16 protein-coding genes are annotated in these 24,739 nt (G+C 58.4%); all 16 read left to right on the plus strand.

Going from position 1 to position 24,739, the window contains the following annotated elements; genetic code table 11:
* The first annotated feature begins 97 nt into the window (after positions 1-97).
* Positions 98-907 (plus strand): molybdate ABC transporter substrate-binding protein, encoded by an 810-nt coding sequence (gene modA / locus HMPREF2894_RS01715; protein ID WP_070677583.1) that lies wholly within the window; start codon positions 98-100, stop codon positions 905-907.
* A 171-nt stretch (positions 908-1,078) separates the two neighbouring features.
* On the plus strand, positions 1,079-1,948 hold the full coding sequence (locus HMPREF2894_RS01720) for an ABC transporter permease (RefSeq protein WP_070677585.1): 870 nt from the start codon (positions 1,079-1,081) through the stop codon (positions 1,946-1,948).
* Positions 1,949-2,068: 120 nt separating this feature from the next.
* The gene (locus HMPREF2894_RS01725) at positions 2,069-3,448 is read left to right on the plus strand and encodes a molybdopterin molybdotransferase MoeA (protein WP_070677587.1); all 1,380 of its coding nucleotides are present in this window, start codon (positions 2,069-2,071) and stop codon (positions 3,446-3,448) included.
* Positions 3,449-3,554: 106 nt separating this feature from the next.
* Entirely contained in the window at positions 3,555-4,055 is a 501-nt protein-coding gene (gene moaC, locus HMPREF2894_RS01730; RefSeq protein ID WP_049341109.1) for a cyclic pyranopterin monophosphate synthase MoaC, read from the plus strand.
* A gap of 56 nt (positions 4,056-4,111) precedes the next feature.
* Positions 4,112-4,630, plus strand: a complete 519-nt coding sequence (locus HMPREF2894_RS01735; protein ID WP_049341111.1) for a MogA/MoaB family molybdenum cofactor biosynthesis protein — start codon at positions 4,112-4,114, stop codon at positions 4,628-4,630.
* Positions 4,620-5,126 (plus strand): molybdenum cofactor biosynthesis protein MoaE, encoded by a 507-nt coding sequence (locus HMPREF2894_RS01740; RefSeq protein WP_049341113.1) that lies wholly within the window; start codon positions 4,620-4,622, stop codon positions 5,124-5,126. The genes HMPREF2894_RS01735 and HMPREF2894_RS01740 overlap by 11 nt, the downstream gene beginning before the upstream one ends.
* Before the next feature lie 113 nt (positions 5,127-5,239).
* Positions 5,240-6,433 carry a ThiF family adenylyltransferase gene (locus tag HMPREF2894_RS01745; RefSeq protein WP_070677589.1) on the plus strand — a complete coding sequence of 398 codons (1,194 nt, stop codon included), beginning with the start codon at positions 5,240-5,242 and terminating at the stop codon, positions 6,431-6,433.
* Between the two features lie 78 nt (positions 6,434-6,511).
* A complete protein-coding gene (locus HMPREF2894_RS01750) occupies positions 6,512-10,231 on the plus strand; it encodes a nitrate reductase subunit alpha (protein WP_049349235.1) in 3,720 nt (1,239 codons plus the stop codon).
* Positions 10,231-11,844 (plus strand): nitrate reductase subunit beta, encoded by a 1,614-nt coding sequence (gene narH, locus HMPREF2894_RS01755; RefSeq protein WP_005504921.1) that lies wholly within the window; start codon positions 10,231-10,233, stop codon positions 11,842-11,844. Before HMPREF2894_RS01750 ends, narH begins: the two co-directional genes overlap by 1 nt.
* 3 nt (positions 11,845-11,847) lie before the next feature.
* Positions 11,848-12,588: a nitrate reductase molybdenum cofactor assembly chaperone gene (gene narJ / locus HMPREF2894_RS01760; protein WP_005504922.1), complete on the plus strand. Its 741-nt coding sequence runs from the start codon at positions 11,848-11,850 to the stop codon at positions 12,586-12,588.
* A gap of 26 nt (positions 12,589-12,614) precedes the next feature.
* Complete coding sequence (narI, locus tag HMPREF2894_RS01765) at positions 12,615-13,448, plus strand: respiratory nitrate reductase subunit gamma (protein ID WP_049347293.1); 834 nt, start codon at positions 12,615-12,617, stop codon at positions 13,446-13,448.
* A 30-nt stretch (positions 13,449-13,478) separates the two neighbouring features.
* On the plus strand, positions 13,479-14,699 hold the full coding sequence (locus HMPREF2894_RS01770) for an MFS transporter (protein WP_049347292.1): 1,221 nt from the start codon (positions 13,479-13,481) through the stop codon (positions 14,697-14,699).
* A 286-nt stretch (positions 14,700-14,985) separates the two neighbouring features.
* The gene (gcvP, locus tag HMPREF2894_RS01775; RefSeq protein ID WP_049356342.1) at positions 14,986-17,826 is read left to right on the plus strand and encodes an aminomethyl-transferring glycine dehydrogenase; all 2,841 of its coding nucleotides are present in this window, start codon (positions 14,986-14,988) and stop codon (positions 17,824-17,826) included.
* Positions 17,827-17,998: 172 nt separating this feature from the next.
* Positions 17,999-19,117, plus strand: a complete 1,119-nt coding sequence (gene gcvT / locus HMPREF2894_RS01780) for a glycine cleavage system aminomethyltransferase GcvT (protein WP_070593732.1) — start codon at positions 17,999-18,001, stop codon at positions 19,115-19,117.
* A 276-nt stretch (positions 19,118-19,393) separates the two neighbouring features.
* Complete coding sequence (locus HMPREF2894_RS01785) at positions 19,394-20,890, plus strand: L-serine ammonia-lyase (protein ID WP_070593731.1); 1,497 nt, start codon at positions 19,394-19,396, stop codon at positions 20,888-20,890.
* A gap of 257 nt (positions 20,891-21,147) precedes the next feature.
* Complete coding sequence (rpoB, locus tag HMPREF2894_RS01790) at positions 21,148-24,654, plus strand: DNA-directed RNA polymerase subunit beta (RefSeq protein WP_070506927.1); 3,507 nt, start codon at positions 21,148-21,150, stop codon at positions 24,652-24,654.
* Positions 24,655-24,739 lie beyond the last annotated feature (85 nt).

The raw sequence follows: 24,739 nt of genomic DNA on the forward strand, positions 1-24,739 counted from the left end.
GTACAAGCTAGGGAAGTACACAAAACGTCATACAGAGCCCACACATGGACGCACCTCACCACCGCAAGAGTACGAAACCATCAAGGAAACAAATTTCATGAAGACCCCCCTCGCAGCCCTCAGCGCGCTCGCCGCCGCAACCCTCGCTCTCACCGGATGCGGCGCCCCCCAGAGCTCCTCCTCATCTTCCTCCTCGTCTGCGGCAAGCAGTCAGGCAGCCTCCGGCAAGATCGAAGTCTTCGCCGCAGCCTCCCTGAACAACGCCGGCGCAGACCTCGAAAAGGCATACGAAGCCGCCAACCCCGGCGTGGACGTCACCTTCGTCTACGAAGGCTCCGCAAAGCTCGTCAACCAGATTGAGCAGGGCGCAACCCCCGACCTGCTGATCACCGCAGATACCAAGAACATGGACAAGGCAAAGAAACTCGACCAGTTCTCCGGCTCCGAAACCAACGTTCTGGTCACCAATAAGCTCGTGCTCGTCACCGCTGAAGGCAACCCCGGCAAGATCAACAGCCTCGACGACCTCAAGACCACCGACGGCGTCGTCGCAGTCTGCAAAGAAGACGTCCCCTGCGGCACCATCGCCCACCAGGAACTGAAGAAGCACGACATCACCCTCAAGAACGCAACCACCGAAAGCAAGGTCACCGACGTAGCAACCAAGGTCACCACCGGTAACGCCGATGCGGGCTTCATCTACACCACCGACCTCGCCGCAGCCAAGAAGAAGGGTGCAAACCTCGGCTCCATCGAGCTGACCGATGTTGAGCCCAACGAATACCCCGCAGCGCTGAGCAAGACCGGCTCCTCCTCCGAGGCTGCAAAGAAGTTCAACGAGTGGCTGAAGACCTCCGACGAGGCTAAGAAGATCCTCTCCGACTACGGCTTCAACACCACCAAGTAGTCATTAGCACCCCACGCTTCTCAGCTGAAACAGCTATAACGAGGCAACGGGACACACCCCGCAGGATGCGGTGGCACGCTCAACAAGCATGCCACCGCATCCTGAACATATTTTCCGACGCACACCAATAACCACTGCAGAAGACCCCTAGCACAACAAGTAGAAATACCCATGTCAGACACCGCTACCGCGCCCACCAGCCGCCGAGCGCGCACCTCCCGAGAGAAGCTTTTCGCATCTGTTCCCCGGCTCTTCCTCATCCCGGCAACTCTGGGTATTTTCCTCATTGCAGGTCCGCTCCTCGGGCTTTTCATTAATATTCCCTGGAGTCAGCTGGGTACCATCTTTACCCCGCAGGTTCTCGGGGCTGCCAACCTCTCTCTCAGCACGGCCGCCGCATCCACCCTTATCTGCGGCCTCCTCGGTGCTCCCCTGGCGCTCGTGCTCTCCAAAGTGCTCAACCGCTCGCGGATGCACCGCTTCGGGTCGGTCCTCTACGCCATCATCTACACCCCGGTGATTCTCTCACCGGTGGTCTCCGGCCTCGGTCTGCTCTTCTTCTGGGGACGCAAAGGCATGATCGGCACCTACCTCTACCAGGCTGGAATCTCTATTCCGTTTACCTCGAACGCGGTGATTATCGCCCAGGTCTTCGTTGCCCTGCCTTTCTTTGTCGCCACCGCAGTTACCACCCTGCAGGCTATTCCCCGCGATTATGAAGAAATCGCTCTTGTTGAAGGCGCCGGACCGGCAGAGACCACCTTTAAAGTGCTCCTGCCTCTCGCAGCGCCCGGCCTTGCGACTGCTTTCCTACTTTCCTTCGCTCGCGCGCTTGGCGAGTACGGCGCAACCGTCACCTTCGCAGGCAATGTGCAAGGCAAAACCCAAACCATACCCCTCGCCATTGACCTAGCCATCAACAGCAGCGACATCCCCAGCGCCCTCGGAAGCGCGCTAATTCTCATCAGCCTCTACCTGGGAATCTTCGGTGTCCTCGGTCTAGCTCGCGCCCTCAAAAAACTGCGCGAAAGCACCCGATAAAACCGGCCCGTCCCAAGGAACCGCAGCGCCATCTGAAGACTATTAGGCGAAACTGCGTTTACCAGCTCACAACCGCACCCGTACACTGTTCTTAACTATTGCCGCACGATTGGAACCGCCATGATTTCCCCCGAATTCAATGGAACCCCCAGCACCGAGGAATACCGCGCCTACCTGGCGCTACTGTTGCGTGAAGTCTTCATCGGCACCGCAGAAACGGTTCCCCTCTACCACGCGGCAGGACGCATTCTCGCCCAAGACGTCACCGCACGCATGGACGTGCCCAGCTTCGACAACTCCCAAATGGACGGCTACGCCCTCACCGCGGCAGCCGTTGACCGCGAGGACCGCATCTTCACCGTCGGCCGCGAGATTCCCGCAGGGCGTCCGCTGCAGCGCTCCCGCTCCTCCGACGACCTGACCTACCCCATCATGACCGGCGCACCCATCCCCAAGGGCTACGACGCCGTCATCCCGGTCGAGCAGTCCGAACGTATCGAATACCCGGACCTGCCCGAATCCTTCGGCCGCCCCAGCGAAAAGGTCAAACTCGCCACCGGCAAACCCGGACAGTTCGTACGCCGCCGCGGCGAAGACGTCGTCACCGGCCAGGTACTCGCACGCGCCGGTGAACGCATCACCCCGGCTCTGCTCGGTGCGCTCGCATCCCAGGGTTATGCGCGCCTGACCGTCGCGGCAGGCCCCCGCGTGCTCGTATGCACCGGCGGCGACGAGATTCTTTCCGGTGTTGAAGAAGACGGCACCGCTACCTCGCAGGAGCTGGCTCAGGGGCAGATTTTTGACGCGAACGGGCCCATGCTGACCGCTATGCTCCGTGAAGACGGCGCTGAGGTGCGCCGCATCGCTATTGGTGATAACCCCATCGAGTTGCTGCACCGTCTCGCGGCAGAATACGAGAGCTTCGCGCCGGACATCATCATCACCTCGGGCGGTATTAGCCACGGTAAATACGAAGTGGTGCGCAACGCCATCGCCAAGGCACACGAAGCCGACATCCTGGTGCCCGTCTCCTGGTTTGGTCACGTGAGCCAGCAGCCCGGCGGACCGCAGGGCGTAAACGTTCTCGACTTCAAGGGCCATCGCGTGCCCATGATTTCCTTCCCCGGCAACCCGGTGAGCACCCTCATCTCGTACGCGCTGATTCTGCGCCCCTACCTGCGTGCAGGCGGCCCCTACGGTGTGCCCTATGCGGTTGCCTCCGAACAGGCAACCCTGAACAACGCACCGCGAGGCGTGCTCGTCACCGAAACCCCGATCACCGCCCCGGCAACCAAGCGCCAGTTCCTGCGCGGAACCCTCGGCATGGTCGAGGTCGAGCCCGGAACCTACCGGGTGGAACTCTACCCCGACGTGCTCTCCGGCTCGCACCTGTTACACCGCGCCGCACAGGCGGACGTGCTCATTGAGCTGGCGCCCGGAACCACCTACACCGGGGGAGAAGCGGTACCCTACCACCGCATCCGCCTCACCGATAACTAAGCCCCCGCCCCGCATTGTTCCTTGGTCGAACGACAAGGAATAATTGAGACTCACACTAAGTAACGATTCGCGGCAGAAGAATACCGCGCAGAAGCCAGGAGAAACGATGACCTCTACCTCTCAGCCCAACCAGGAACTGACTCACGTGCGCGCCGACGGCTCGGCACACATGGTGGACGTTACGGAGAAGTCAGTTACCACCCGCACCGCCCTGGCTGAAGCAACCGTGCGCACCCGCGAAGACGTGATTGCCATGATTTTTGACGCTGACCTGCCCAAGGGCGACGCTCTTCCCGTTGCACGTGTTGCCGGCATCATGGGCGCTAAGCGCACCCCGGAAATCATTCCCCTCTGCCACCCGCTGCCCCTGGGCAAGATCACGGTGGACTTTGAGCGCGGCACCGACTTCGTGCGTATTGAGGCCTCCGTGAAGACCCGCGGCGTCACCGGCGTAGAGATGGAGGCGCTCACCGCCGTCTCCTCGGCGGCACTGACCGTTTTCGACATGATCAAGGCAGTCGATAAGTACGCCGTAATTACCGATATCCGTGTTCTGGAGAAGAGCGGCGGCAAGTCCGGCGACTGGTCCGTCCGCGAGGAATCCTAAGCTACGGCGGTGCACCGCCCCCACCGTCATCTGATAGATACAGAAAAGGAAAGCCAATGAGTAGCGAAGACTACACCATGCCCGAGAACCTCACCGGTCTGGTTATTGTCGCCTCCACCCGCGCAGCCCGCGGCGTGTACGAGGATAAGTCCGGCCCCATCGCCGTGGAGTGGCTGCGCTCGCGCGGCTTCGACACCCCGGATGCCGTGGTCATTGAAGACCGCGATATTGTCGAGTACTTCAACACCCTGGTGACCGAAGGTAAGAAGAACGGTAACCTGCCGACCTTCATCCTGACCAGCGGTGGTACCGGTCTGAACTCTGACGACCAGACCGTGGAGGCGGTTCGCCCCCACCTGGACAAGGAAGTTCCCGGCGTTATGCATGCCTTCTGGATGAACGGTCTGAAGAACATTCCCGCGGCGGTGCTTTCACGCGGCGTGGCGGGCGTCATTGACCGCACCTTCGTGATGACCCTGCCCGGTTCGCGCGGTGGCGTGAAGGACGGCGTGGCAACCCTCGACCCGCTTGTTGAGCACATTTGCCGTCAGATGGAGGACTACCATGACCACTAAGCCGCAGAACGAAGAATCCCTGGACCATTCGGGTGCGCACGGTGTTGAGCCGAGCGGCTCGACCGTGGTGTTCACCGATATTACGGAGGCGCCCCTGGAGCCGCTGTACGCTGCGGCTAAGGCTGAGGTCATGACCGACGCCATGGGTGCCCTGGTAATTTTTGACGGCATTGTACGTAACCATGATCACGGTAGTGCGGTTCGCGGGCTGTCCTATAGCGCGCATCCGCAGGCTCGTGAGTATATTGCGGAGGTTGCCGCCGAGGTTGCTGCCGAGCTGGACGGTGTGCGTCTGTGGGCTGTGCATCGTGTGGGGCCGATTGCTATTGGTGAGTCGGCTCTGACCGTGATGGCGGCGGCTGCTCACCGTGGCCGCGCGTTTGATGCCTGTGAGCTGGTGGCTGACCGGGTGAAGGCTCGCGTGCCGATTTGGAAGGAACAGGAACTGCTCGATGGAAGCATCGAGTGGGTTGGTGTGGATACTTCGCCCGCTTAGCCTTCTGAATATTCTGATATCTCTATATAAGCCTGTCAGGGGGATTTCTCTCGGGCAGGCTTATTCTCCTTGAATGCTCAAGTCACCTCTACCACTAGACGCGAGGAATCCCTATGTCTTCTCAGCCTTCAACCGGCACGGGCGCGCTCTCTGCCGCTGAGCGTGCGTTCTATTCTCGTCAGCTGATTCTGCCCGAAATGGGCTACGAGGCTCAGCTGGCGCTCAAGGGCGCACGCGTGGTGGTGCTGGGCGCTGGCGGTTTGGGTGCTCCGGCGCTGCTGTACCTGGCGGGTGCCGGGGTCGGTCAGATTGTGGTGGTTGATGATGACTTCGTGGATGCTTCGAATCTGCACCGCCAGGTGATTCATACGCACGCCAGAGTGGGTAATTCTAAGGCTGAGTCTGCCGCAGAGTCTTTGCGCTCGCTGAATCCTTTTATTGAGGTTGTGCCTGTGCGTGAGCGTTTGACGGAGGCGAATGTTGATGAGCTTCTGTCTGGCGCTGACCTGGTGCTGGATGGTAGCGATAATTTCGAGTCGCGTTATGTGGTGTCGGCGGCGGCTGCGCGTGCTGGGATTGCGCATGTGTGGGCTGCGATTCTTGGTTTTGATGCGCAGCTGAGTGTGTTTTGGGCTGGTCGCGGTCCGGTGTATGAGGATTTGTACCCTCATGCTCCTGCTGCCGGTAGCGTGCCGTCGTGTAGTACTGCTGGCGTGGTGGGTGCTATGGCTGGCGTGGTGGGTGCTGCGATGGCCATGGAGGCGGTGAAGCTGCTGACCGGGGGGGGGGAGCCGCTCATGGGTGAGGTTGGCCTATATTCGGCATTAAGCGGAAGGTGGGAATATATACCTCTTGTAGCTAGCGTGCAAGCTGTACCTAAGAAAAGCGCTGTTTTGCCCCAAGAAACGAGTCATAAGCCCAAAAATCATGTAACAATTCGTAATATTTCTCAGGATTTTACAAGCTCTTCTGCTGACTCGAAGCCCCGCTCGATGAGCGCTCAGGACCTTAAAAAGATGTCATCGGGTGAAAATATTGCCCTTTTGGATGTCCGTGAGCAGGTGGAGTTCAATGCCTTTGCGATTGACGGTGCCATTAATCTACCCCTCACTGAATTGCTTGAAGCGGCTCGAAATGACTCCCTCAAAGCCCTAATTGAGCGTAAAATCCCCGCAAATGCCCAGAAAATCGTTATTTACTGCACCGGATACACCCGAACGGTTGAAGCGGCTCGTGAAATAGCGCCTCTGGAGGAGCGTTCTGTGTACATGCTTGAGGGTGGAATTTCCGCCTGGCTTACGGTCTAAAACACCCTTATTTCGCATGAATTAGGCAAGGTTTTTATCTCGTATTTTCTATGCCAAATTTCCGATATATTGGGCAGTATGGAACAAGCATCACAGATTAAGGGCCCGGATGGCCCCCTTACCGATCAGCTGATCAAGTTCGGTAAGTTCTTCTCCCGCTGGGATGAGACTGAAGACGGCCGCGCCGTCTTCCGTGAAGGCGGCCGCGAAGGTGACGCCTTCTACCGCGACCGTTGGAGCCACGATAAGGAAGTTCGCTCTACCCACGGCGTGAACTGCACCGGCTCCTGCTCCTGGAAGGTGTACGTCAAGGACGGCATTATCACCTGGGAAGCACAGGAAACCGATTACCCCTCGGTTGGTCCCGACCGCCCCGAGTACGAGCCCCGCGGTTGCCCCCGCGGTGCAGCATTCTCGTGGTACACCTACTCTCCCACTCGCGTTAAGTACCCCTACGTTCGCGGTCTCCTGCTGGAGATGTACCGCGAAGCGAAGGCAATCCACAACGATCCCGTGGACGCCTTCCACTCCATCGTGTCCGACCCCGCCAAGCGTGCACGCTACGTGAACGCACGTGGTAAGGGTGGTCTGGTGCGCTCGACCTGGGCTGAGGCTCTCGAGCTGATGGCTGCTGCTCACGTGCACACCATCAAGTACTACGGCCCCGACCGTAACACCGGCTTCACCCCGATTCCGGCAATGTCCATGGCGTCCTTCAGCGCGGGTGTTCGCTACATCCAGCTGGCCGGTGGCGTCATGACCAGCTTCTACGACTGGTACGCTGACCTCCCCGTGGCTTCCCCGCAGGTCTTCGGCGACCAGACCGACGTTCCCGAGTCCGGCGACTGGTGGGACGCTGCATACCTCATCATGTGGGGTGCAAACGTTCCGCTGACCCGTACCCCGGATGCTCACTGGGTCTCCGAGGTCCGCTACCGCGGTACCAAGGTTGTCACCGTGAGCCCCGACTACGCCGACAACACCAAGTTCGCTGACGAGTGGCTGCCCGCCCAGGCAGGTACCGACGCGGCACTGGCAATGGCGATGGGCCACGTCATCCTTAAGGAGAACTACGTCGACCAGCGTGTCGAGTTCTTCGAGGACTTCTCCCTGACCTACACCGACCTTCCCTTCCTGGTCACCCTGGAAACCCGTGAAGACGGCATTAAGGTTCCCTCCAAGTTCCTGACCGCTGCAAAGCTCGCTGGCGAGGCTGAGCAGGCTAACGCTGACTTCAAGCCCGTCCTGATGGACCGCGAGACCGGCGAGGTCTTCGTGCCCAACGGCACCATGGGTCACCGTTACGCTCAGGAAGACCAGGGCAAGTGGAACCTGGATTTGCAGGGTCGTAAGCCGATTCTGTCGATTCGCGACCTGCCTCAGGGCCAGTCCGCAGCGGTTGAGATTAAGATGCCGACCTTCGATAACCCGAAGGGTCACGGCGACGTCATTACCCGCGGCGTGCCCGTAACCTACGTTGATGGTCACGAAGTTACTACCGTCTTCGATATCATGCTGGCACAGTACGGTGTGGGCCGTGAGGGTCTGCCCGGTACCTGGGCTAAGGACTACGAGGACTGGAACGTTCAGAATACCCCGGCATGGCAGGAGCAGATTACTTCTGTCCCCGCCGAGGCTGTTATTCGCGTTGCCCGCGAGTTCGCCAAGAGCGCCCTGGATTCCGGCGGTCGCTCCATGGTCATCTTCGGTGCAGGTATTTGCCAGTGGTACCACGCTGACACCACCTACCGCGCTATCCTCGCTCTGCTGAACCTGACCGGTTGCCAGGGCCGTAACGGTGGCGGTTGGGCTCACTACGTGGGCCAGGAGAAGGCACGTCCTCTGACCGGTCTGACCAACATCGCGAACGCTCTGGACTGGAGCCGCCCGCCGCGTCACATGATTGGTACCGGCTTCTGGTATATGCACACTGACCAGTTCCGTCAGGATGCGTACTCCACCGACTACCTGCAGTCCCCGCTGGCTAAGGGCGAGCTGCGCGACGTTCACACTGCTGACGTTGTGGCACGTTCTACCCGTATGGGCTGGATGCCGTTCTACCCGCAGTTCCCTGAGAACTCGCTGGACCTGGCAGACAAGGCAGAGCAGGCTGTGGCACGCGGCGAGGCTTCCTCGAACGCGGACTACATTGCACAGCGTCTGAACTCCGGTGATCTGGAGTTCTCCGTTGAGGACGTTGACAACCCCGTCAACTGGCCTCGTACCCTGACCCTGTGGCGTTCGAACCTGTTCGGTTCCTCCGCTAAGGGTGAGAGCTACTTCCTGAAGCACCTGGTCGGTAGCATGGACAACGTCCAGGGCTCCGACTCGGAGAAGCTGCCGAACGAAGTGAAGTGGGTTGACGACGCGCCTCAGGGCAAGCTGGATCTGCTGGTCACCTCGGACTTCCGTATGACCTCCACGACCCTGCTGTCTGACATCGTTCTGCCGACTGCTACCTGGTACGAGAAGCACGATATCTCCTCGACCGATATGCACCCGTTCCTGCACGCGTTCTCCCCGGCAATTGACCCGCCGTGGGAGGCAAAGACCGACCACGAGACCTTCAAGGCACTGGCGTTTGAGTTCAGCCGCCTGGCTAAGAAGCACCTCGGCGTCCGTAAGGACATCGTTTCGGTCCCGCTGTTGCACGACACCCCCGGCCAGATTGCTCAGCCCGGCGGCCACGCACCCGACTGGAAGAACACCCCCGGTATGGTGGGCGTACCCGGCAAGAACATGCCGAACTTCGTCACCGTCGAGCGCGACTACGGCGCACTGTACGACATGTACACCACCGTTGGCCCGCTGTTCGATAAGCTCGGTGCAACCACCAAGTTCATCACTTACGACCTGAAGGACGAAGTCGCGAAGATGGCTAAGGAATTCGGTGTGATGGACTCCGGTAAGGGCGCAGGTCGTCCGGCACTGGATACCGACGTGAAGATTTCTGAAGCAATCCTCATGATTTCCGGTACCTCCAACGGTGAGGTCGCTGTCAAGGGCTTCAAGGAGCTTGAGAAGCAGACCGGTCTGCACCTGATGGACCTGGCAGAAGGTAACGAGGAACGTCGTATCACCTTCCCCATGACCCAGGCCGCACCGCAGCCCGTGATGACCTCCCCCGAGTGGTCCGGTTCGGAGACCGGTGGTCGCCGTTACGCTCCGTTCACCGTCAACATCGAGAAGAAGAAGCCGTTCCACACCCTGACCGGCCGTATGCACTTCTTCCTCGACCACGACTGGATGCACGAAATGGGCGAGGCTCTGCCGATTTACCGTCCGCCGCTGGATATGACCGGCCTGTACAACGAGCCTGAGCTCGGTACTACCGATGGTGTTTCGGTTGCTGTTCGCTACCTGACCCCGCACAACAAGTGGGCAATTCACTCGCAGTACTTCGATAACCACTACATGCTGAGCATGTTCCGTGGCGGTCCGACTGCATGGATGAGCCCGCAGGACGCTGAGAAGATTGGCGTCAAGGATGGCGAGTGGATTGAGTGTGTGAACACCAATGGTGTCTTCGTCGGCCGTGCGGTTGTTTCGCACCGTATGCCCGAGGGCGTTTGCTACGTCTACCACGCTCAGGAGCGTATGGTTAGCCCGAAGTCTGAAGTCACCGGTAAGCGCGGTGGTATTCACAACTCGGTGACCCGTATTCTTCTGAAGCCCACCCACATGATTGGTGGCTACGCTCACCAGGCGTTCGCCTTCAACTATCTTGGACCGACCGGTAACCAGCGAGACATCGTCTCGTACATCCGTCGCCGTAAGTCCCAGGAGGTAACTTTCTAATGCGCGTTATGGCACAAGTTGCTATGGTGATGGCGCTCGATAAGTGCATCGGCTGCCACACCTGCTCCGTGACCTGTAAGCAGGCATGGACGAACCGAGCCGGTACCGAGTACGTCTGGTTCAACAACGTTGAGACTCGTCCCGGTCAGGGTTACCCCCGCCGTTACGAGGATCAGGAGAAGTGGAAGGGCGGCTGGGTGCTGAACAAGCGCGGTCGTTTGGAGCTCAAGAGCGGTAACCGCTTCCAGAAGCTCTTCACGATCTTCGCTTCCCCGATTCAGCCCGAGCTGAACGACTACTACGAGCCCTGGACCTACGATTACCAGAACCTGACCAGTGCTCCTCTGGGTGATGACTTCCCGGCTGCTAAGCCGGTCTCCCTCATCACCGGTGAGGACACCAAGGTCGAGTGGGGTATGAACTGGGACGACAACCTGGCTGGTGCGACCGAGTACGGTCACCTGGACCCGCTGGTTGAGAAGGTTCGCAAGAAGGCTGAGGACAAGATTAAGTTCGAGTTCGAGCAGACCTTCATGTTCTACCTGCCTCGTATTTGTGAGCACTGCTTGAACCCCTCCTGCATGGCTTCTTGCCCCTCCGGCGCTATCTACAAGCGCGCTGAGGACGGTATCGTTCTGGTTGACCAGGACCGTTGCCGCGGTTGGCGTCAGTGCATCACCGGTTGCCCCTACAAGAAGGTGTACTTCAACCACAAGACGGGTAAGGCTGAGAAGTGTACCTTCTGCTACCCCCGTATTGAGGCTGGTATTCCGACCGTGTGTGCTGAGACCTGTGTTGGTCGTATGCGCTACATCGGTATCTTCCTCTACGATGCAGACCGCGTGACTGAGGCTGCTTCGGTCGAGGATGAGAAGGATCTCTACGAGGCTCAGCTGTCGCTGATGCTTGATCCTTCGGATCCGGCTGTGATTGAGCAGGCTCGTAAGAACGACATCCCCGATGCGTGGATTACTGCAGCTCAGAAGTCGCCCGTGTACAAGCTGGCGAAGGAGTGGAAGGTGGCTCTGCCCCTGCACCCCGAGTACCGCACCATGCCCATGGTTTGGTACGTGCCGCCGCTGTCTCCGATTGTTGACCTGCTCAAGGAGCAGGGCCACGATGCAGAGAACAGCAACAACCTGTTCGGTGCTATTGAGTCTCTCCGTATTCCGGTTGAGTACTTGGCTGAGCTGTTCACCGCTGGTGACACTGAGGTTGTTACTAACGTTCTGCGCCGCCTGGCTGCGATGCGTTCGTACATGCGTGACATCAACCTCGGTGGCGAAGGCAACGAGGAGATTGCTCAGGCAGTTGGCATGACTGGTCAGCAGGTGTACGAGATGTACCGCCTGATGGCTATCGCTAAGTACAACGAGCGTTACGTCATTCCGAAGGCTCACATGGAAGACGCCCACAACCTTGAGGAAATGGGCTGCTCCTTGAGCGTGGATGGCGGACCCGGCATGTACGGCGATGCGTTCAACGACATGGAGGGTCGCCCGACCCCCGTGTCCACCGGTGTCTACGAGGCTAACAACAAGGTCAGCTTGTTCAGCTGGGACGGTTCTTCCCGTCCTGACGGCCTCTTCCCGAATACCACCGGAAAGAAGTAATAAGTGGCTGGATTCTTTTCCAAGCTCATGGGCAAGGCCGGTTCCGAGGCTACTGTCTCGGAGCCGGCTCAGCCGGAGAACCCGTTTGATATCGATTACGGTCCCGGCGAGGATAAGGACTCGGTGATTTACCAGGTGAGCGGTATGCTCCTGGGCTACCCCGATGAGGAGACTCTGAAGGTTCTGCCTGAACTGGTGGAGATTACCGCTTCCACCCAGGATGAGGCTTTCATTGCTGCCGTTGATGCGGTTCAGCAGTGGCTGACTTCTAAGGACCTGGAGGATGTGCAGTCCGAGTACGTGCAGGAGTACGACCTTTCGCGTCGTCATTCTCTGCATCTGTCCTACTGGACCGATGGCGATACCCGCCGCCGTGGTGAGACTCTTCTGCGTTTTAAGCAGATGTACCGCGACTCCGGTATGTTGACCGTTTTGAATGGTGAGCTTCCGGACTACCTGCCGCTGGTGCTGGAGTTCTGTGCGTTGGTGGATCGCCGTAAGGGCCGTTCCGCTTTGCAGGCGTACCGTCCGTCCCTTGAGCTTCTTCGTCTGTCCATGAAGGACGGAAATCTGCCCCACTACGGGTTGTTGCAGAGCATCTGCGATACCCTTCCTGGCGTCTCTCCGCAGACTCAGGAGGAGGTCCAGAAGATGGCTGGCTACGGCCCTCCCGTCGAGACTGTTGGCCTGAATGGCTACGCTGATCATCAGCTGCTCCAGCAGGCTTCGGCTCGTTCTAACTAGTTTTATCCCTTGTGAGGAGACAACACGTGTACGTACTTGCTTCTGAGAACGCAGGACATGCTGCACAGGCTGTAGCCGATCCGGGTATTGTTGACATCCTGCTGTGGGGCGTTCTGCCCTATGTTGCACTGGTCATTCTGATTGGTGGCACCATTTGGCGTTACCGTACTGACCAGTTCGGATGGACTACCCGCTCGTCCCAGGTCTATGAATCGAAGCTGTTGCGCATCGCTTCGCCCCTGTTCCATTACGGTCTTGCGGCCGTTTTCCTTGGCCACGTTGGTGGTCTGGTGGTGCCTAAGGCATTCACCGACCTGGTCGTTTCGGATGACACTTACCACATTGTGGCGCTGGTCGGCGGTTCTGTTGCTGCGGTCGCAACCATTGTTGGTATGTTCGTTCTGATTGGTCGCCGTGTTTCGAACTCTCGTGTGCGTTCGGCTACCACTCGTAATGACGTTTTCATGTATGTCGTTTTGGTTCTGGTGATTCTCGCCGGTACTGCGGCTACTCTGATTTCGGCAGTGAACCCCTCGGGCGGTTTGCCTCCGGTGAATGGTCACGAGGTTCACTTCAACTACCGTGAGACCATTTCTGTGTGGTTCCGTTCGCTGTTCTACTTCCACCCTGAGGTAGCTTTGATGGTGAATATTCCCGTGGCTTTCAAGATTCACATCGTGGTGGCTATGGTTCTGTTCATCATTTGGCCCTTTACCCGCCTGGTGCACGCACTGACTGTGCCCCTGCACTACCTCTTCCGCCCCTACACCGTGTACCGCTCTCGTGGCGGCCAGCGTGTTGGTGCACGTCGAGGTTGGGATCCGGTAGGTACTCTCCCGCGTGAGCGCGCCGACCGCTAATACACATATCCATATTGCAAAAGAGGAAATATGAGCACCCCTGTTGCACCGAGCTACGACCTGAAGAATGGTCAGCTCCGTAACGTTCTGCTGGCAACGTTCATCTCGACCATTGGTTTCTGGGCATGGACCATCGTTGGCCCGCTGGCGAAGATGTACGCAAAGCAGATGCACCTGGACGCTGGTATGACCAGCCTTCTGGTTGCTATGCCGATTTTCATCGGCGCTATCGGCCGTATTCCCGTTGGTGGTCTGACTGACCGCTACGGTGGTCGTATTATGTTCACCGCTGTTCTGGCGATTAGCGCACCCCTGGTCTTCCTGGTTGGTGTTGCTGGTCAGATGAACTCGCTGCCCATGCTGCTTGTTGTGGCGTTCTTCCTGGGTATTGCGGGTACCGTGTTCGCTGTGGGTATTCCCTTCAGTTCCGCATGGTATGACGCTTCCAAGAAGGGTTTTGCGACCGGTGTGTTCGGTGCCGGCATGGTGGGTACTGCAATTTCTGCATTCGCTACCCCCCGCCTGGTGCAGGGTATTGGTTACTTCCAGACTCACGTTCTGATTGCTGTTATCTGTGCTGTAACCGCTGCTATCTCTTTCTTCTTCTTGAAGGATTCTCCGGCAACCATCGGCCGTGAGGTTACTCCGCTGATGCCGAAGATTGTTCAGGCATTCAAGGTGAAGACCACTTGGCAGCTGTGCTTCCTCTACGCTGTTGTGTTCGGTGCGTTCGTGGCATTCTCGAACTACCTGCCCACTTACCTGAGCAACATCTACAACTTCAACGCTAACGACGCTGGTATGCGTGCGGCTGGCTTCGCGGCTGCTGCCGTGATTGCTCGTCCCTTCGGTGGTGTGCTGGCTGATAAGTTCGGTCCGAAGATTATCACCCTCATCTCCCTGGGTGGTGTGGTGATCCTGGCAGTTATTACCGCGTTCCAGCCTGATGCTGAGCACGTGTATGGTGCTGTTTTCATCCTGATGGCTGCTCTTCTGGGTCTGGGCCACGGCTCGGTCTTCGGCTGGGTGGCTCGTGCGGCTGATCCGAAGAACGTTGGTGCGGTGTCCGGTGTGGTTGCTGCTGCTGGCGCTCTGGGTGGTTTCTTCCCGCCGCTGGTGATGGGTGCAACCTACAACCAGGCTGAGAACAACTACTTCATCGGTCTGATGCTGCTGGCCGTGACCGCGTTCCTCGCCTTCCTGTCGGCATTCCTCGTGCCGCACGGTGGCAAGCCTAACCACGCTAAGTAGGGTCTTCTAGTACATCCTTCTGCAGGGTGTATATGAAGTTTGCTTTGACTGAGTCCGGCTCGTTTTCTCTTCGGAGGGAACGAGCCGGACTTTGTGCTTTTCTGCTGTTTTGTCCTCTAACAGGGGTGGGCTTTGGCGGGGCAGAAGAGTTTGATGTTTGGGCATGTCGAATGTTGGTAAAGCTGGCGAAACTTTGTGGAGATGTGGGACACTTTAAAGTGTTCGACTCGTCGCAATAGCGCGACGTGACCCCTCTACGGTTTGCGCCGACCAATAGGAGAATCCTATGTCCTTTATTGATCGTCATCTCGGCCCCCGTTCCGCAGACGCAGAGCAGATGCTCGAAACCCTGGGATACTCTTCCCTGGATGCGCTGATGGACGCTGTCGTCCCCTCCCAGATTCGCCTTGACGGCGAATTGCAGCTGCCTGCTCCGCTGTCGGAGCATGAGGCTCAGGCAAAGATTGCCGGCTACGCTGCGAAGAATAAGGTTCTCGCCCAGATGATTGGTGCCGGATACTATGACGCTGTAACTCCCGCGGTTCTGCGCCGTAACATTCTGGAAAACCCCGGTTTCTACACTTCTTACACCCCGTACCAGGCTGAGATTTCTCAGGGCCGCCTGGAGGCTCTGCTGAACTTCCAGAACACCGTGATGGAGCTGACCGGCCTGGAGATTGCAAACTCCTCCCTGCTGGATGAGGCGTCCGCAGTGGCTGAAGCAGCTGTCATGATGCACCGTGCAAACCGCAAGGTGAAGAACGGCTTCTTCGCTATTGACTCCCGTTGCCTGCCTCAGGTTATTTCGGTGACTCGTGGACGTGCAGAGATGCTCGGCATTCCTTTCGTGATTACTGATTTCTCTGAGGGTCTGCCCGAGGGTGACCTGTACGGTGTCATCCTGGCGTACCCCGGCAATGAAGGCGATATCCGCGATATTGAGCCGTTGATTAAGGCTGCTAAGGAGCGTAACGCTCTGGTTACCGTTGCTGCTGACCTGCTGGCTCTGACCCTGCTGAAGTCCCCTGGTGAGCTGGGCGCTGATATCGCTGTGGGTAATACTCAGCGTTTCGGTCTGCCTTTCTTCTTCGGTGGCCCCCACGCTGCGTACATGGCTGTTCACAAGGGTATGGAGCGTACCATGCCTGGCCGTCTGGTGGGTGTTTCTAAGGACTCTGCCGGTAAGCCTGCTTACCGTCTGGCTCTGCAGACTCGTGAGCAGCACATCCGCCGTGAGAAGGCTACTTCCAATATTTGTACTGCTCAGGCTCTGCTGGCGATTGTTGCTGGCGCTTACGCGATGTACCACGGTCCTGAGGGCCTGCGCGCTATCGCGAACCGCCTGCACACCAACGCCGCTCGTGTTGCTACCGCGCTGAAGGCTGCGGGCTACGGTATCGCCCACGATACTTTCTTCGACACCGTTGTGGTGGAGGCTGCTGGCCGTGCTGACGAGCTGGTTGCGAAGGCTCTGGAAGCTGGCGTGAACATCCGCCGCTTCGACGAGAACCGTGTTGGTATTTCCGTGGGTGAGTCTCATGGTGAGGAGCTGCTCAAGGGCCTGGTTGAGGCTCTGGGCGGCACCCTGGGTGAGGCAGATGCACAGTACGATCTGCCCGCTGAGCTGCTGCGTACCGATGAGTACATGCAGCACCCGATTTTCCACAAGTACCGCTCCGAGACCGAGATGATGCGCTACCTGCGTCACCTCGCTGATAAGGACCTGGCACTTGACCGCACCATGATTCCGCTGGGTTCGTGCACCATGAAGCTGAACGCGGCCGCTGAGATGGAGCCCATCTCCTGGCCTGAGTTCGCGAACATCCACCCGCTGGTCCCGGAGGACCAGGCAGAGGGCTGGCACGAGCTGATTAAGGATTTGAGCGAGTGGCTGGTTGCTATTACCGGTTACGATGCTATCTCGCTGCAGCCGAACTCGGGTGCGACCGGTGAGTACGCTGGTCTGCGCGCTATCCGTTCCTTCCATGAGGCTAACGGTGACCACGAGCGCGATACCGTCCTGATTCCGCTGTCTGCTCACGGCACCAACGCGGCATCTGCTGCTCTGGCTGGTCTGAAGGTTGCCGGTGTGGCAACTGCGGCTGACGGTTCGATTGATGTTGACGACCTGAAGGCAAAGATTGAGAAGTACGGCCCCAAGGTTGCCGGCATCATGATTACCTACCCTTCCACTCACGGTGTGTTTGAGGAGCAGGTTGCTGAGGTTTGCCAGCTGGTTCACGAGGCTGGCGGCCAGGTGTACCTGGATGGCGCGAACCTGAACGCTCAGATGGGCTTCGCTCAGCCCGGTAAGTTCGGCGGCGACGTTTCGCACCTGAACCTGCACAAGACCTTCTCCATTCCTCACGGTGGTGGCGGCCCCGGTGTTGGCCCGCTGGCTGTTCGTGAGCACCTGGCGAAGTTCCTGCCCGGCGACGCATACCGCGCTGATGCTGAAGGTAAGCTCCCCAACGATGCTGCACTGCCGATTTCTCAGGCGTTCTTCGGTTCTGCCGGTGTTCTGCCGATTAGCTGGATGTACATTGCGATGACTGGTGCTCAGGGTCTGAAGGACTCTTCGCAGTACGCGGTGCTGAACGCTAACTACATTGCGAAGAAGCTCAACGACAAGTACCCGGTGCTGTACACCGGCCCCGGCGGTCTGGTCGCTCACGAGTGCATCCTGGACCTGCGTCAGCTGACCGATCAGTCTCACGTGACTGCTGAGGACGTCTGCAAGCGTCTGATGGACTTCGGCTTCCACGCTCCGACTCTGGCGTTCCCGGTTCCGGGCACCCTGATGGTTGAGCCGACTGAGTCTGAGTCGAAGGAAGAGCTGGACCGCTTCATTGAGGCAATGGAGACCATCTACGACGAGATTATCGAGGTGGCTGAGGGCAAGGTCGCTGTGGATGATTCGGTTCTGCGCAACGCACCGCACACCGTTGATGTGGTGAGCGCTGATGAGTGGGATCGCCCCTACAGCCGTACTCAGGCAGCTTTCCCTGTCCCGAGCCTGCGCGCTAACAAGTACTTCACCTCGGTGGGTCGTATTGATGGCGCTGGCGGTGACCGTAACTTCGTGTGCGAATGCCCCCCGATGGAGGCTTTCGACCTGGAAGCATAAGGAGCCTGTAACGCTCCTGGGTAGGCTGTAGCGGTCTACCTGCCTCACCCGTCCTCAGGTTTCTGGGGGCGGGTGGGGGTCGCCTCCGCAGCGTATCTCGTGTCTGTGGGGGTGAACTAAATCTACGACGATTGAACGATAACAGCACAAGGCTGTGCGTGAGGAGAACCTAATGTCCCCCAAGAAGACCTCCCTGTACCCGGTTCACGAGAAGCTGGGCGCTTCTTTCACCGACTTTGGTGGCTGGGATATGCCCCTGAAGTATGCTAACGACGTTGCTGAGCACGAGGCTGTCCGTACTCGTGCCGGTATTTTCGACCTGTCTCACATGGGTGAGTTCCGTGTGACCGGCCCGGATGCGGGTGCGTTCCTGGATTACGCTCTGGTGTCGAACATGTCCATCCTGAAGGTTGGTAAGGCGAAGTACTCGATCCTGGTCAACGATAAGGGCGGCGTGATTGACGACCTGATTACTTACCGTCTGGGCGATGAGGAATTCATGGTCGTTCCGAACGCTTCGAACATTGACACTGACTTCGCGGCGATGAGCGAGCGCCTGGGCGATTTTAACGTTGAGTTTGTGAATGAGTCGGATCAGACTTCTCTGGTGGCTGTTCAGGGTCCTCGTGCTGAGGAGATTCTGCTGGCTGCTGGCGTGTCTGATGAAGAGGCTGTCCGTGAGCTGAAGTACTACGCTTCGGTACCGCTGACTGTTGCCGGCGTTGATGTTTTGCTGGCTCGTACCGGTTACACCGGTGAGGATGGCTTCGAGCTGTTCGTTCCGAATGAGAACGCTGTTGAGCTGTGGGATAAGCTGGCTGCTGCCGGTGAGCCTTTCGGTATGATTCCTGCCGGTCTGGCTTCTCGTGACTCCCTGCGTCTTGAAGCTGGTATGCCGCTGTACGGTAACGAGCTGGGTCTTGAGATTACTCCGTTTGAGTCCGGTTTGGGTCGCCTGGTTGAGATTGCTCTGGAGAAGAAGGCTGCTAACTTTGTGGGTCGTGAGGCTCTGACTGAGTTGGCTAAGAGTGAATCGAAGCGTATCCTGGTTGGTCTGAAGGCTCAGGCGAAGCGTCCTGCTCGTGCCGGTTCTAAGCTGGTGGATGCTGAAGGTAATGAGATTGGTGAGGTTACCTCCGGTATTCCTTCCCCGACTTTGGGCTTCCCGATTGCTATGGCGCTGGTGAACCGTGAGTTCTCTGAGGTTGGCTCTACTGTGGATGTTGATATCCGCGGTAAGCGTGCTCCGTTTGATGTTGTGGCTCTGCCGTTCTACAAGCGTGAGAAGTAAGAGTTTTTCTGCAGATAATCTGTAGGGTAGAGGCGTCGTGTCCCGTGTGGGCACGGCGCCTTTTCTGCGCCGTGAGGTGGGCGTTGAATAGCGAGGGAGGGCGTGAGGTGTTCTGAACCTTAGTTTGTGATGGTTCTGAAGTGCGTTAGGATTAGAGCGGCCAGTCAAGGGTGATTGTCCGCACTTATAGACCGCAGATTGATGTGTGGTTCCTCCATTCAGGGGCGCGTATCTTTTGGTGCGGTGCACAGACATTATTTATTTGAAGGACAGAATGTGGCTATTAACCAGAGCGCGCCCAGCAGCGCCCAGAAGAAGGCAGAGGCTCTGCCGTATGACATCAGTGTTTTTGAGATGTTCAGCGTTGGTGTGGGCCCTTCGAGTTCGCATACGGTGGGGCCGATGCGCGCTTCGAACCGTTTTGTGGCGGAGCTGATTGATGAGGGTCTGCTGGACCGTGTGACGGGTGTGCATGTTGATTTGTATGGTTCGTTGGCGGCTACGGGTGCTGGTCACGGTACGATGAGTGCTGCGTTGAAGGGCCTGTGTGGTTTTGTTCCGGAGACTATCAATATCGCTGATTCTGAGGCGATGATTGAGCGCAATAGCGTGGATGGTACTTTGCCGCTTGCTGGTTACCCGTCCTCTGCGTACGGTGTGACTGCGCCAGGCGGTGAGGAGCAGAAGGTGTACGGCCCGGTGGTGAAGTACCGTGAGCTGGATATGACTCTGCGCCCTCTGACGGTTCTTCCGCGCCATACGAACGGCATGAAGATCGCGGCGTTTGCCGGTGAGCAGCTGCTGTTGGAGCGTACCTACTATTCCATTGGTGGCGGTTTCATTGTTGAGGGTGATGAGGAGGCGACCGGTGGTGCGTCGCTGATGAACCCTCCGTATCCGTTCGGTTCGGCTACTGAGCTGCTGGAGATGGCGAATGAGGCTGGGTTGTCGATTGCGCAGTTGAAGATGGCGAATGAGTGTTCTCTGCGTTCTGAGCAGGAGGTCCGTGATGGCATCTTGCATATCTACCGTGTGATGAAGGAGTGCATTGGCTCTTCCCTGGCACGTGTGGGTTATTTGCCGGGCCCGCTGAAGGTGCGTTGCCGCGCGGGTGCGTGGCATCGCGATTTGATGGTGGAGGATCCTTCGAAGTCTCCTGAGTTCGCTATTGACTGGGTGAATCTGATTGCTTTGGCGGTCAATGAGGAGAACGCTTTTGGCGGTCGCGTGGTGACTGCTCCGACGAATGGTGCTGCGGGTATTATTCCGGCGGTGTTGCATTATGCGATGAACTACACGCAGGGTATTCGCCATTGCGGTCAGGCTGCTCGTGATCAGGCGGTTGTTGATTTCTTCTTGGCGTCTTCTGCTGTAGGCGTGCTGTATAAGAAGCGCGCGTCGATTTCTGGTGCTGAGGTTGGTTGCCAGGGCGAGGTGGGTAGTGCCTCATCGATGGCTGCTGCCGGTTTGGCGCAGGTGATGGGTGGTACTCCTGAGCAGGTTGAGAATGCTGCTGAGATTGCGATGGAGCACAACTTGGGTCTGACCTGTGACCCGGTGGGTGGTTTGGTGCAGATTCCGTGTATTGAGCGTAATGCAATGGCGGCGTCGAATGCTGTGACGGCTGCTCGTATGGCGTTGCGTGGTGATGGTACGCACCGTGTGTCGTTGGATCAGGTGATTGAGACGATGCGTCAGACCGGTTTGGATATGTCTCACCGCTATAAGGAGACGTCTATGGGCGGTTTGGCTGTGAATGTGGTGGAATGCTAGGTGCATGCCGTGGCAGGTTTGCACTCCTGATGTGGGTGTGGTAGACAGAAAGGCTTTCTTCCTGTATTGTTAGTATTTACGCTTTCCCTAACCTTTGTGCCTTCATATAGCGGTGGGCACGGGCTGAAGGTGACGTTTTTCCGTCCGACTCTATAGCTTCGAGCACCGTTTTATTCGGGGGCTGAGGTTGTCGTGTCGCCGGTAATGTCGCCGGGAGGCTGATTGCTAACAGACATGTCTGTGGAAGGATCCCCATTTTGGTCGCTTCGAGCACCTCGAATCATGACGCCGCTAACGGCGCGGAGAACGTCTCCCGCCGAATTTCATTCGCGAAGATTAACGAACCGCTGAAGGTTCCCAACCTGCTTGCTATCCAGACCGATAGCTTCGACCGCCTCGTGGGTAACGAGCGCTGGGCGGAGCGTCTGGAAAAGGCGCAGGCTGCAGGTGACAATTCTGTCCCCGCCCAGTCCGGTCTGGCTGAGATTTTTGAAGAAATCTCCCCGATCCGTGACTTCCAGGAGACTATGCAGCTCTCCTTCTCTGAGCCTGAGTTTGCTGACCCCAAGTACTCTGTTGAGGAGTGCAAGGACCGCGACGCAACCTACTCGGCTCCGCTGTACATTAAGGCTGAATTCATGAACCTCGCTACTGGCGAGGTCAAGCAGCAGACCCTGTTCATGGGTGACTTCCCCCTGATGACCGAGGCCGGTACCTTCGTTATTAACGGTACTGAGCGTGTGGTCGTTTCTCAGCTGGTGCGTTCCCCCGGTGCTTACTTCGAGAAGGCTCCCGACCGTACCTCCGATAAGGACATTTACTCTGCCCGCGTGATTCCTTCCCGCGGTGCATGGTTTGAGCTTGAGATTGATAAGCGCGACCAGGTGGGCGTGCGTCTGGACCGTAAGCGTAAGCAGTCTGTGACTGTTCTGCTGAAGGCTCTGGGCTGGACCGAGTCCAAGATTCTGGCTGAGTTCGGTCAGTACGACTCCATCCGCGCAACCCTGGAGAAGGACTCCGTTAAGGACCGCGACGAGGCTCTGCTGGATATCTACCGCAAGCTGCGTCCGGGCGAACCCCCGACGGTTGAAGCTGCCCAGGCTCTGCTGGACAACATGTACTTCACCCCGCGCCGCTACGACCTGGCGAAGGTTGGTCGTTACAAGCTGAACCGTAAGCTCGGCGTGGACGTTCCCATGGATTCCCCCGAGGCTTCCGTTCTGAGCCAGGACGACATCGCCCAGATGATTCGTTACCTCTGCGCTCTACACGCAGGCGAGACCACCATCCCCGGTGTTCGTGACGGCGAGGAAATCTCCCTCAAGATTGATATCGACGATATTGACCACTTCGGCAACCGTCGTATCCGCACCGTGGGCGAGCTGATTGAGAACCAGATCCGTACCGGTCTGTCCCGTATGGAGCGTGTGGTTCGCGAGCGCATGACCACCCAGGATGTGGACGCTATCACCCCGCAGTCCTTGGTGAACATCCGCCCCGTCGTGGCAGCTATCAAGGAGTTCTTCGGTACTTCTCAGCTGTCGCAGTTCATGGACCAGAACAACCCGCTGGCAGGTCTGACCCACAAGCGTCGTCTGTCCGCACTGGGTCCGGGCGGTCTGTCCCGTGACCGTGCAGGCATGGAAGTTCGAGACGTCCACCCCTCGCACTACGGTCGTATGTGCCCCATTGAAACCCCTGAAGGCCCGAACATTGGTCTGATTGGTTCGCTGGCGACCTACGGTCGCATCAACTCCTTCGGTTTCATTGAGACCCCCTACCGCGTGGTGACTGACGGCCGCGTGACCGATGAGGTCCGCTACCTGACCGCTGACGACGAGAAGTCTGTTGTTATCGCACAGGCAAACGCACCGCTGAACGCTGACCGCACCTTCGCTGAAAACGAGGTTCTCTGCCGTGCGGGCGATGGTTCTGGCGAAGCTGTTCTGGTTGCTCCCGGCGCCGTTCAGTACATGGACGTCTCCCCGCGCCAGATGGTGTCTGTTGCTACCGCTCTGATTCCTTACCTGGAGCACGACGACGCTAACCGAGCACTGATGGGTGCTAACATGCAGCGTCAGGCTGTGCCCCTGCTGGAGTCTGAGGCTCCCGTGGTTGGTACCGGTATGGAGAAGTACGCAGCACTGGACTCCGGTGACTCCGTGCTCGCGAAGAAGCCCGGTGTGGTTTCCTCCGTGGACGCTAAGACCGTTATCGTCCGTAACGACGACGGCTCTGTCTCCACCTACCCGATCATGAAGTTCTCCCGCTCGAACCCGGGTAACTGCTACAACCAGCGCGTTGTGGTGAAGGAAGGCCAGCGCGTCGAATACCGCGACGTTATTGCTGATGGCCCCTCCACCGACGGCGGCGAGCTGGCACTGGGTAAGAACCTGCTCGTGGCATACATGCCGTGGGAAGGCCTGAACTACGAGGATGCGATCATCCTCTCCCAGCGCATGGTTTCTGAGGACGTGCTGACCTCGATTCACATTGAGGAGCACGAGATTGACGCCCGCGACACCAAGCTGGGCCCCGAGGAGATTACCCGCGACATTCCGAACGTGTCCGAGGATGTTCTCTCGGCTCTGGACGAGCGCGGCATCATCCACATCGGTGCTGAGGTTGAGGCTGGCGACATCCTGGTTGGTAAGGTCACCCCCAAGGGCGAGACCGAGCTGACCCCCGAGGAGCGCCTGCTGCGCGCAATCTTCGGTGAGAAGTCTCGCGAGGTTCGCGACACCTCCCTGAAGGTTCCTCACGGTGAGTCCGGTACCGTCATCGGTATCCGCATCTTCGACCGCGAGAGCAACGATGAGGACGATCTGCCCCCGGGCGTGAACCAGCTGGTCCGCGTGTACGTGGCTCAGAAGCGTAAGATTACCGACGGCGACAAGCTCGCAGGCCGCCACGGTAACAAGGGTGTTATTTCCAAGATCCTGCCGATCGAGGATATGCCCTTCCTGGAAGACGGTACCCCCGTGGACGTTATCCTGAACCCGCTGGGTGTGCCCGGTCGTATGAACATTGGTCAGGTTCTGGAAGTCCACACCGGTTGGCTGGCTAAGCAGGGTTGGAAGATTGAGGGCGAGCCCGAATGGCTCAAGCACATGCCGAACTTCCCGAAGGAATCCGGCCCGACCCGCCTGGCAACCCCGGTGTTCGACGGTGCCCACGAGGACGAACTGTTCGACCTCATGGATCACTCGAACCCGAACCGCGATGGCGACCGTCTGATCAACCGTTCCGGTAAGGCACGTCTGATTGACGGCCGTTCCGGTGAGCCGTTCCCGGACCCGATTTCGGTTGGTTACCAGTACATCCTGAAGCTGCACCACCTGGTGGATGACAAGATTCACGCTCGTTCCACCGGTCCGTACTCGATGATTACCCAGCAGCCCCTGGGTGGTAAGGCGCAGTTCGGTGGTCAGCGCTTCGGTGAGATGGAAGTGTGGGCGCTGGAGGCATACGGCGCCGCATACACCCTGCAGGAAATCCTGACCGTCAAGTCCGATGACGTGGCGGGCCGTGTGAAGGTTTACGAGGCTATCGTGAAGGGCGAGAACATCCCTGAGCCGGGTATCCCCGAATCCTTCAAGGTTCTTATCAAGGAAATGCAGTCTCTGTGCCTGAACGTCGAGGTGCTCTCCACCGACGGCAAGATTATTGAGATGAGCGACTCGGAGGAAGAAGGCTTCCGGGCAGCAGAAGATATGGGCGTGAGCCTGACCCACGACGAGCCTAGCTCCGTCGACGAGGCATAAGCACCGCCTCCTTCTAGGGTGGGGAACCCCGCATGCGCTCGCGTGCGTTGTGGGGTTCCCGCCCGCTAACCCAAGTCTTCAGAAA

This window comes from Rothia sp. HMSC066G02 (assembly GCF_001813145.1).
GTDB lineage: Bacteria > Actinomycetota > Actinomycetes > Actinomycetales > Micrococcaceae > Rothia.